The 8,999-nt window shown below is 55.9% G+C and carries 9 protein-coding genes and 4 pseudogenes; 5 read left to right on the top strand and 8 right to left on the bottom strand.

The window, feature by feature from the left end:
- Positions 1-174, bottom strand: a pseudogene (locus tag F7Q90_RS08100) (IS630 family transposase); the annotation flags it as partial.
- A gap of 103 nt (positions 175-277) precedes the next feature.
- Here F7Q90_RS08100 and F7Q90_RS08095 point away from each other — a divergent pair.
- The 5 genes and pseudogenes from F7Q90_RS08095 to F7Q90_RS08075 form a co-directional block, all read left to right on the top strand.
- Positions 278-763 (top strand): annotated as a pseudogene (locus F7Q90_RS08095) (IS5 family transposase); the annotation flags it as partial.
- 89 nt (positions 764-852) lie between these two features.
- Positions 853-2,062 (top strand): annotated as a pseudogene (locus F7Q90_RS08090) (IS256 family transposase).
- Between the two features lie 200 nt (positions 2,063-2,262).
- The gene (gene parA, locus F7Q90_RS08085; RefSeq protein ID WP_277422613.1) at positions 2,263-2,832 is read left to right on the top strand and encodes a ParA family partition ATPase; all 570 of its coding nucleotides are present in this window, start codon (positions 2,263-2,265) and stop codon (positions 2,830-2,832) included.
- A 175-nt stretch (positions 2,833-3,007) separates the two neighbouring features.
- Positions 3,008-3,247, top strand: a complete 240-nt coding sequence (locus tag F7Q90_RS08080) for a plasmid partition protein ParG (protein WP_044243237.1) — start codon at positions 3,008-3,010, stop codon at positions 3,245-3,247.
- Positions 3,248-3,271: 24 nt separating this feature from the next.
- A pseudogene (locus F7Q90_RS08075) lies at positions 3,272-4,063 on the top strand (IS6 family transposase).
- A 247-nt stretch (positions 4,064-4,310) separates the two neighbouring features.
- On the opposite strand, the gene gspS reads toward F7Q90_RS08075, so the two are convergent.
- The 7 genes from gspS to gspI are packed head-to-tail and all read right to left on the bottom strand — an operon-like array spanning position 4,311 to position 8,999.
- Entirely contained in the window at positions 4,311-4,694 is a 384-nt protein-coding gene (gene gspS / locus F7Q90_RS08070; RefSeq protein WP_052310160.1) for a type II secretion system pilot lipoprotein GspS, read from the bottom strand.
- 44 nt (positions 4,695-4,738) lie between these two features.
- A complete protein-coding gene (locus F7Q90_RS08065; protein WP_277422615.1) occupies positions 4,739-5,509 on the bottom strand; it encodes a prepilin peptidase in 771 nt (256 codons plus the stop codon).
- 15 nt (positions 5,510-5,524) lie between these two features.
- On the bottom strand, positions 5,525-5,971 hold the full coding sequence (gene gspM / locus F7Q90_RS08060) for a type II secretion system protein GspM (RefSeq protein WP_100208646.1): 447 nt from the start codon (positions 5,969-5,971) through the stop codon (positions 5,525-5,527).
- Positions 5,961-7,160 carry a type II secretion system protein GspL gene (gene gspL / locus F7Q90_RS08055; protein ID WP_006122121.1) on the bottom strand — a complete coding sequence of 400 codons (1,200 nt, stop codon included), beginning with the start codon at positions 7,158-7,160 and terminating at the stop codon, positions 5,961-5,963. Before gspL ends, gspM begins: the two co-directional genes overlap by 11 nt.
- A complete protein-coding gene (locus F7Q90_RS08050; RefSeq protein ID WP_006122119.1) occupies positions 7,157-8,056 on the bottom strand; it encodes a type II secretion system minor pseudopilin in 900 nt (299 codons plus the stop codon). Before F7Q90_RS08050 ends, gspL begins: the two co-directional genes overlap by 4 nt.
- Complete coding sequence (gspJ, locus tag F7Q90_RS08045) at positions 8,056-8,607, bottom strand: type II secretion system minor pseudopilin GspJ (protein WP_006122117.1); 552 nt, start codon at positions 8,605-8,607, stop codon at positions 8,056-8,058. Before gspJ ends, F7Q90_RS08050 begins: the two co-directional genes overlap by 1 nt.
- A complete protein-coding gene (gspI, locus tag F7Q90_RS08040; protein WP_006122116.1) occupies positions 8,604-8,999 on the bottom strand; it encodes a type II secretion system minor pseudopilin GspI in 396 nt (131 codons plus the stop codon). The genes gspJ and gspI overlap by 4 nt, the downstream gene beginning before the upstream one ends.

Below are 8,999 nucleotides of genomic sequence, written 5' to 3'. Positions count from 1 at the left end.
ACCAATCGATGAGCGGGCACAGCAGAGTGTTCTGGCAACATGACTGACGGTGTCACCACGATGCAGCATCAGCATGGCGGTGAGCCGCCGGGCGTGGTTTTTGTCCTTTGTTTTATGGATAGTTTTCTGCATCAGGCGTCGTTCGGTTCTGGGTATTGGTGCTATGATCGACATTGCTCAGTCCGGCTGGTGATTTGGGATATTCAGCGATTGATCAGATCGCATAAACCGGACTGAGTTCCCTCTAAGGGATCTACTATTCCGAGCAGTTATTTAGCGAAAGCTGCATCTGGCAGTTGATGCAAAAACACATGAAATCATCCGCGCAGACCTGTCACTAAACAATGTGACCGATGCAGAAGCCTTCCCTGGTCTTATTCGACAGACACACAGGAAAATAAAGTCTGCGGCGGCAGACGGGGCTTACGACACACGGTTATGCCACGACGAGCTGCGCCGCAAGAAAATCAGCGCACTGATGCCTCCCCGGAAAGGGGCAGGTTACTGGTCAGGTGAATATGCAGACCAAAACCGTGCAGTGGCGAATCAACGACTGAGCGGGAGCAATGCCCGTTGGAAATGGACAACAGATTATAATCGTCGCTCAATAGCCGAAACGGCAATGTACAGAGTAAAGCAGCTGTTCGGTGGTTCGCGGACGCTAAGAGACTACGACGGCCAGGTCGCAGAGACTTTGGCCATGGTACGTGGGCTGAACAAAATGACGAAGGCTGGCATGCCTGCAAGTGAACTTATTGCCTGAACAGTGGCCTGTTACAGGACCCTGTACATAGATTTGTGTAATTGCCTGATTTTGATATTTTCAATCCAACATCAAAAACAGGTTAATATATGGACGAAAAACAGTTGCAGGCCCTGGCTAACGAACTGGCCAAAAACCTCAAAACCCCTGACGATCTCAACCAGTTCGATCGCCTGCTGAAAAAAAATCAGTGTCGAGGCGGCGCTCAACGCCGAAATGACCCATCACCTCGGTTACGATAAAAATCAGCCCAGACCGGCGACCAACGCCCGCAACGGCTATACCCAAAAGACGGTTATCACTGGCGATGGGCCGCTGGAGCTGCGTACACCGCGCGATCGCGATGGCTCTTTCGAACCGCAACTGGTAAAGAAAAACCAGACCCGGATCACCGGGATGGATAACCAGATTTTATCGTTGTACGCCAAAGGGATGACCACCCGTGAGATAGCGGCTGCGTTCAAAGAACTGTATGACGCAGATGTCTCACCGGCTCTGGTCTCGAAGGTTACTGACGCCGTGATGGAACAGGTTACCGAATGGCAGAATCGTCCACTGGATGCGGTCTATCCCATTGTTTATCTTGACTGTATAGTCCTGAAGGTCCGGCAGGACAGCCGCGTTATCAATAAATCCGTGTTCCTGGCCCTGGGTATCAACATCGAAGGCCAAAAAGAACTGCTGGGTATGTGGCTGGCCGAAAATGAGGGCGCGAAGTTCTGGCTAAATGTGCTGACAGAACTAAAAAACCGCGGGCTGAACGATATGCTCATTGCCTGTGTCGACGGGCTGAAAGGCTTCCCGGACGCCATCAACACGGTGTATCCGGAAGCCCGCATCCAGCTGTGCATCGTGCATATGGTGCGTAACAGCCTGCGGTTCGTCTCCTGGAAGGACTACAAAGCCGTCACCCGAGACCTGAAAGCCATCTATCAGGCCCCCACGGAAGAAGCGGGCCAGCAGGCGCTGGAAGCGTTCGCCAGCGCCTGGGACAGCCGCTACCCGCAGATAAGCCGGAGCTGGCAGGCAAACTGGACCAACCTGGCGACGTTCTTCGCTTACCCGGCAGATATCCGCAAGGTGATCTACACGACCAACGCCATCGAGTCGCTGAACAGCGTGATCCGGCATGCCATCAAAAAGCGTAATGTGTTCTCCACGGATGACTCAGTGAAAAAGGTGGTATGGCTGGCAATCCAGGCGGCATCACAGAAATGGACGATGCCCCTAAAGGACTGGCGTATGGCAATGAGCCGCTTTATTATCGGGTTCGGTGACCGCCTGGACGGTCACTTCTGAGAAAAGGCATTTACACAGAATCATGTACAGGGTCGAACCTGTCGGAATTTTAGTTGAATGGCAAATCCCAAACACCCTGTATCGGTCATTCCTGGTAACAGGGAAAGCTCGTCAGCAAGCAAACGCCACTCGTCCCTGTCATTAAAAGTCTGCTCCTGTGACAACATCCCAACTCCCTGAATCATCAATGGGTAATAGCTATGGCAACCATTTCACAGGTGAGTGATTTTTACTCATATCCAGTTAAAAAAAGTCAGATGTCGCATTTTGCAGCTTCGCTCCCATTGGGCCTAAATGTATTTTTACAGAAAATCGTAATTTTACTTCAGGAGAACCAGATGATTATTTCTGTTCTGAATCAGAAAGGTGGTGTTGGCAAAACCACGCTCAGCGTCAATATTGCTGCCAGACTGGCTGCTGACGGCGCACGTGTTTTACTGCTGGATGCCGATCCCCAGGGAAGTGCCCTGGACTGGGCTGCGGCGCGGGAAGGCGAATCAGTCTTTCCTGTGCTGGGTTTGCCTCGTGCAACATTGCATAAGGATATTGGAAAGTTTACACAGGACTATAACCATATCGTTATAGATGGCCCTCCGCGCGTTACAGATCTGGCCCGTTCAGCCATCATGGCAGCAGATCTGGTTCAGCCGAGCCCTTACGACGTCTGGGCCGCGCAGGAAGTTGTTAACCTGATTAGTGAAACCAGAATCTATAAAGAAAACCTTAAATCTGCATTTGCGGTTAATCGTAAATACTGTGATTGGTCGTGATGTCGGAGAGGCGCGGGCTGCCTATGAAACGGCTGTGCTGAAGTCCAGTGTTTCACTGGCGTGTTATTTTTGCTGAGGCAGCCGCAGTCGGCAAGTCTGTCTTCCAGCTTGAACCTGACTCCACAGCGTCGAAAGAAATTACCGCCTTGGTTAACGAGATTCTGGAGCAATAACGATGAGTGGCAAAAAAATTACTTTTGGTTCAAAGCCGACAAAACCAGCACCCAGCGCAGATGCTTGGGTAGAGAGTCGTTCTGTTGAAGACGATACATTGCCTGCAGAGAAAATGAAGAGACTGACCATTGATATCCCGGAAAGTCTCCACAAATCTATTAAATCAGCCTGCGCTCTTCGCGGAACCAAGATTGCCGATGAGGTCCGCGAGTTATTGTACAATAAATACGGAAAAGCGTAATTCCGTATTTGAGATTTTACGCATATGCGATTAACCGATTTTGTATTCAGATATAACGTCTTTATGTGTCAGTCAGGTTCTGTCGTATTAAGACACCGTCAGGTAACATGCTGTTTTTTTGTAATGTTGCCAACTATGTCCCTGATCCGAAAATCTTTCCGACGCCTGCATTATCCCGTCGATATTATCGCGCTGTGTGTCCGCTGGTACCGGGCGGACTCACTCAGCCTGAGTAATCTGGAGGAAATGATGGCAGAGCGTGGTATCACTGTTGATCATTCCTCGCTTCACCGGTGGGTCATCCGCCTTGTGCCGCATCTGGATAAGGCGTTTCGCCGTCACAAACGCACAGTGGGCCGCCGGTGGCGAATGGATGAAACCTACATCAGAGTCAGAGGGCAGTGCAAATATCTGTACCGGGCGGTTGACACTGATGGTCAGACAATCGATTTTCTGCTGACGGCGAAGCGTCATGCGGCGGTCGCCCCGCGTTTCTTTCGCAAGGCCATCCGGCACCATGGTGAACCGGATGGTGGTGACCATCGATAAAAGCCGCGCGAATACGGCAGAGCTGGCCACACTCAACGCAGGTAAATCAGCAGATGAAAGCATCAGGGTCAGACCCTGAACAACCTGGTGGAGCAGGATCACCGTAACATCAAACGAAGGATAAAATTGATGACGGGATTAAAATCATTCCGTCGGGCGCAGACTGTGCTTGCGGGTATTGAGCTGGTACACATGATACGCAAGGGTCAGTATCAGTATCAGTATCAGTATCAGTATCAGTATCAGTATCCGGACGGGGACGGATAGTCCCCGGCTGAACAATTTTATCTGTTTGCCGTATAAATAATAATCAACACCACTACTGCTGACTTGCCGTCGTTAATGCGACAGAACCGTCTGCTGCACAGACGGTCTAATTGAGACGCTTACGGGAAAACTCTGAGCAAAATATGTTGTCAGATCATACATATTCCTCTCAGTGTATGGCAACGGCAGGGCAGGCAGATGATGGGTTTTCAATTCGCAGCCGTCAGGCTGCCCTGTTCAGCAGCTGCTAGCGGGGGTAGACACTGTGCAAAATGCCGGCCAGTGCGCGATTAAGCTGATTACAGTTTTCAGTTATGTCGCGATTGCTGACTAGGTTACCGTAAAAAACCTCTCTGCGTTCGCTCAGCTGCGACTGATCGAGGTGCGCCATGTCCCATCCCTTGCGCTGGGCAAGGCTGACCACGGCGTTAAAGATATCTTTGTTCTCCCCCAGATCGCTGCGGTTGCAGTAATTTTTCAGGTAGGTTGCGCCGGAAATGGTCGACGCCAGCTGCTCCAGTTGCTCGGAGGGCGGTGGCACCTTGCGCATGCTAGCTATGGTCGGCGCTTCGCTGCTGCATCCCAGCAGCGCGGTGGAGAGGCCAATTGCGGTAACTATTTTCCAATACATAGGTCTTGCCACACTCTCATCTTATGAACGTGAGTCCCGGCCCGTTACAGCAGGACGGGATAACAGAGAAACACCAGGCCCGCTAGTGCCAGGCCGGGGCCGAACGGAAACTCACTGCCCCTGTGTGCGCACTTACGGACAATCTGCCACAGCGCTAGAGCCAGCGTAAAAAGAGAAGCCAGCAGGAGCACCGAGGGAAGAGCCTGCCAGCCGAGCCAAGCACCAAGCGCGGCCAGACACTTCATGTCGCCCTGGCCCATGACCTCAAAACCGTAGCGCCAGCGGCCCAGCCAGTAGATCAGAGCCAGGGTCAGGTAGCCAGCAATCGCGCCCACCACCGCATCCTCCAGCAGCACCCGATCGTCAACCAGGTGCCACAGCAGTCCAATCCACAGCAGCGACTGGGTAAGCAGATCGGGCAGCAGCCGATGCAGATAATCAATCCACGCCATCGCCATCAGCCACGCCCCGTAAATCATAAAAGCCGCCCAACTGAGGCCCGGCGGCAGCCACCACGCGCAGAGCGCTCCCCACATGCCCAGACTAAGCTCCAGCAAAAGGTAGCGGCGGCCGATGGGCGCACAGCAGCTGCGGCAGCGTCCGCGTAGCGCCAGCCAGCTAAACATCGGAATATTGTCATACCAGCGTACCCTGTAGTCGCAGCGCGGACAGTGAGAAGGAGGCCAGAAGAAATTAAGCGCTGGGGCTGCGTCCTGCTCGTCGCGCTGCAGCATGACCGGTAGTCGGTAAACTACCATGTTCATGATACTGCCTAGGCACAGGCCGATCAGCAGCGACAGTATACACCAGTTCATTGTAGGCACAGGCATCTACTGCACCCTAGGCGGACGCCCCAGAACCAGCCGGGGCACGTTGACTTCGCCGGCGGCGGCCGGAGTCAGCTCCAGCTCCAGCACCTCAGTGCCATAGGTCTGCTGCAGCTGCTGCAACCACAGAATCAACCGGTTAAACTCGACGCCAGTTAGGGTAATTTGCACCGTCTCGCCGTGGCTGACCTCCGACTGCAGCGCAATCACCGCCGAACTGGCGCTCTGCGCGACCGCATCGACAATCGGCCTGCTGAAAGCGACGCTGTCGGGCTTGTGGTTTATCCAATTCACAACATCCTGCTGCTTTTGCATCCACGCCAGCTGGCTGGCGGCGGTCTGCGCATCGCCGCTGACTGTGGCGAGTAGCCAGAATGCCACGCCCTGCAACACGATAAAGACGCCGAGGACAATAAGCGGCGTGCGCCAACGGTGTAGATCAATCATCATTTGGCCCCCGCAGCGTAAAAGTGGCGGTAATTCTTCCCTGCGCCGCAGCTCCGAACTTTACGGCAATGTGCGCCTGCTTCGCCTGCTCTGCGGCGCGCTTCGCATCGGCTTCGCTCAGGTTCACTTCCACGACCAGTGCGCTCTTATCGTCAAATACCAGCTTCTGAATCCGGGGAGCTTGCCACAGGCTCTGAAACTGGGCGTATTGGCAGAAGGCGTTGAAGAAATTGACGTTGCCGAACTGCTGTATAAAGCTGCGCCGATGTCGCCGGAGGCGATCCACTTCGTCTGCGTCTTCGCGCTTGTCCTGCGGTAGCCAGTGCTTATACAGCGCGCTTATCTGCTGCTTGTCCTGGCTAGCCTGCAGGTGCAGGTGCAGGGCAGACGTAAGCGTTGCGCCTAAGGCCAGCACCATTGTTGCAGCGGCCAGCCCAACGGTCCAAGGCCAGTAGCGCCTGCTGCTGCGAGGCTGCAGCGATGTAGGCAACTGCGAAAGCAGGTTTATGGCGCAGTCGGCGCTGCAGCGAGCGAGCAGCGCCTCCCCGCAGTCGGCATGCTGGGCTGCCCAGCTGACACCAGCTATCGGCGCCGGGCCGTACAACGTCAGCTGGGCGGGATCGCGCCACTGAGGCAAGATGTTGGTCACCCAGCCCGGATGCAACCAAGCACCTAGCCCGTCGCGCTCGCGGTACAACCAGCGGCCGCCGGCGAAGGTTATCACCGCATCGTCATCAGGCAGTGCCGCCAGCTCCGGCAGCAGCTGCACGATGTGCAGGCCGCAGGCGTTTATCGCGCTCAGCACCTCGTTCAGCCACGCCGCAGGGCAGCCCAGCAGCAACTGCCGGGCTGCTTTGGTCGGTAGGCACCACCATAGAAAGTCATCCAAATCTTCGCCGAGGCTTTCGCCCAGCAGCTGCGCCAGCTGCGCCGGGCGTAGCCGCGACTTACCGCTGAAGCTTACCGGTTCCAGCACGCACTGTTCGGCGGGCAGCCAGAGCACGGCAGGAAGCGGACGCATGCTATCCGGCAGTTCATTCAGCGCGGCGGCGCAGTCCAGCTCGCCGGACTGCGCCTCGTGCGGCGTCTGAGGATCACCGCACCACCAAGCCATCGGGCCGTTGTCCGTCAACGGCAGGCGCAAAAAGAGGCGTCTGCCCGACAGACGCGCGAGCTGGAAGCGCATCTTCATTCTGCGTTGTCCTCAAACTGACGGTAAAGTACGTGCATTTTTTGTTTATCATAATGAAGGTACGTGCGCAAAATCCAGTTGCCGCCGGGCACGGCGCTCTCCAGCGAGAGCTCGTAATCATTGCTGCTGTAGCGAAACAGCGCAGCGATCGGCAGACCATCAAGCAGGGTCACCGGGATCTGTTTCTGATCTTTCCAGCCCTTACTGGGACGGCTGACCAGCAGCTGGCGCAGCCGACCATCGTCTACCGGCTTTTTAAGCGCCGCCTGCAGCAGCAACAACTGATCGGATGTCAGGCCGTTGACGTTCAGCTTCGGGTTGTCGGCGAGTCCGCTGACAACGCAAATCTGCCCCAACAGCCGCTGCCATGGTGCCTGAGGGATGGCAGCAACTGCCAGCAGCTGGCTAGCATCGCGAAACAAATATCCCTGCAACATGTCCTGCAGCCTCTGAACGCTGAGGCTTTGGCCCGCGCCGATGAGCCCGAGCAACTGCTGAAACCAGGCGTCTGGCGTCAGTATATCTTGGCTGCCTTTCTGTCCTCTTTTTACGCTTGCCAGCAGCCAATTGAGATTGAAGCATGCGCCAAGATCGCGCAGGACGTAGCGCACGTCGCCGCCGCTTACCCGCACCGAGTGCGGTTGCAGCCAGTCGGCGGCGGCGGGCAGAATACCGCCGTTGCCGCCCAGCTGGCGCTGTAGCTCGGCGGTCACCGCCACTTCCGCACCCAACAGCTGCCATTTGGCCTGCAGCTGTTGCTGGGCGCTGCTTACACTATGGCGCGTGGTTTGTCCTGTGCGTGAAAGGCTCGCGATCATCACCATGATCAGGCTGATGACCAGCAGGACCATCAGCAAAATCATACCGCGCTCGCCGACAGAGGCGGGCGTGCGCACTACTGCTCTCCCATCAGCGTCAGTCGCTGTACTTCGCCCAGCCCGTTCACCGCTAGGGTGATTTCAACCGCCTGCGGCAGCGTATCGCCGCTTAGCAGCTGCGGTTGCCACAACCCCTGCTGGTAAAAGCGCAGGTGAAATCCGCTGACGCCGACGAGCTGCTGCTGGTTAATGACCTGCGTGCCCGGTGCCAGCAGCCAGCTTCGGCGATACAGGGTGTTGTTTTGAAGATACCACTCCACCTGCTCCAGTTTTACTCCTGCGCTGCGCGACTGCTTGCGCAGCAGGCGAACCTGCGAAACATCGCCGGTTTGCACCTGAAGATCCGTCGCGTCTGCTTTTACCCTAGTGCGCATCACCGCGTGGGAGAAGTCGTCCGACAGGATGTTGAACACCCGGTTAATGGCCTTGAGTTTTCCCCCCTGCGATAGCATCATTTGCTGGCTGCGACTCATGCCGGCCAACAAATACCAAGCGCTGAGGGAGACAATGGCGATAAGCGTCATGCCAAGGAGCATCTCCAGCAGGGTAAAGCCGCGCTGGCGGTTCATTGTGCCATTACCAGCGTGTTGACGGAGACCAGCGAACTGCGAGCGCCGGGGCGAAAAACCTCAATTTCCAGCGTATCCGTGCCGCGCACGGAGCTATCGGCGTAGCGGTAGCGCCAGCGCCAGCTGATGCCGCCCATCAGGTTTTCGCCCTGAACCCACTCGCGGGTCCGAGGGCCGGGGGCGAGATGCAGCTGCACCAGCTGGTTATCAGCCACCCAATCCGCGTACAGCGTCGCTTTAAGCTGGTTCATAAGGGTAATTTGCTGGGTAGCAAAGCAAATCACCGCACTGCCGGTGACAGCGAGGATCACCAGCGCCACCAGTATTTCAAGCAGCACAATGCCGCGCTGACCAGAGTCCGGCGTCGCGATCGTGGCAGAGCATTCCGTCAT

Origin of the sequence: Pantoea stewartii subsp. stewartii (genome assembly GCF_008801695.1) — a bacterium.
In the GTDB taxonomy this organism is placed as follows: domain Bacteria; phylum Pseudomonadota; class Gammaproteobacteria; order Enterobacterales; family Enterobacteriaceae; genus Pantoea; species Pantoea stewartii.
Note: the sequence above shows the minus strand (reverse complement) of the source record. Positions and strands in the feature narration are given on the sequence as shown.

Bases quoted from the DNA above. Each gene is read 5' to 3' on its own strand.
- parA (WP_277422613.1), top strand. From the start codon at position 2,263: ATGGCAACCATTTCACAGGTGAGTGATTTTTACTCATATCCAGTTAAA.
- F7Q90_RS08080 (WP_044243237.1), top strand. From the start codon at position 3,008: ATGAGTGGCAAAAAAATTACTTTTGGTTCAAAGCCGACAAAACCAGCA.
- gspS (WP_052310160.1), bottom strand. From the start codon at position 4,694: ATGTATTGGAAAATAGTTACCGCAATTGGCCTCTCCACCGCGCTGCTG.
- F7Q90_RS08065 (WP_277422615.1), bottom strand. From the start codon at position 5,509: ATGAACTGGTGTATACTGTCGCTGCTGATCGGCCTGTGCCTAGGCAGT.
- gspM (WP_100208646.1), bottom strand. From the start codon at position 5,971: ATGATGATTGATCTACACCGTTGGCGCACGCCGCTTATTGTCCTCGGC.
- gspL (WP_006122121.1), bottom strand. From the start codon at position 7,160: ATGAAGATGCGCTTCCAGCTCGCGCGTCTGTCGGGCAGACGCCTCTTT.
- gspJ (WP_006122117.1), bottom strand. From the start codon at position 8,607: ATGAACCGCCAGCGCGGCTTTACCCTGCTGGAGATGCTCCTTGGCATG.
- gspI (WP_006122116.1), bottom strand. From the start codon at position 8,999: ATGACGGAATGCTCTGCCACGATCGCGACGCCGGACTCTGGTCAGCGC.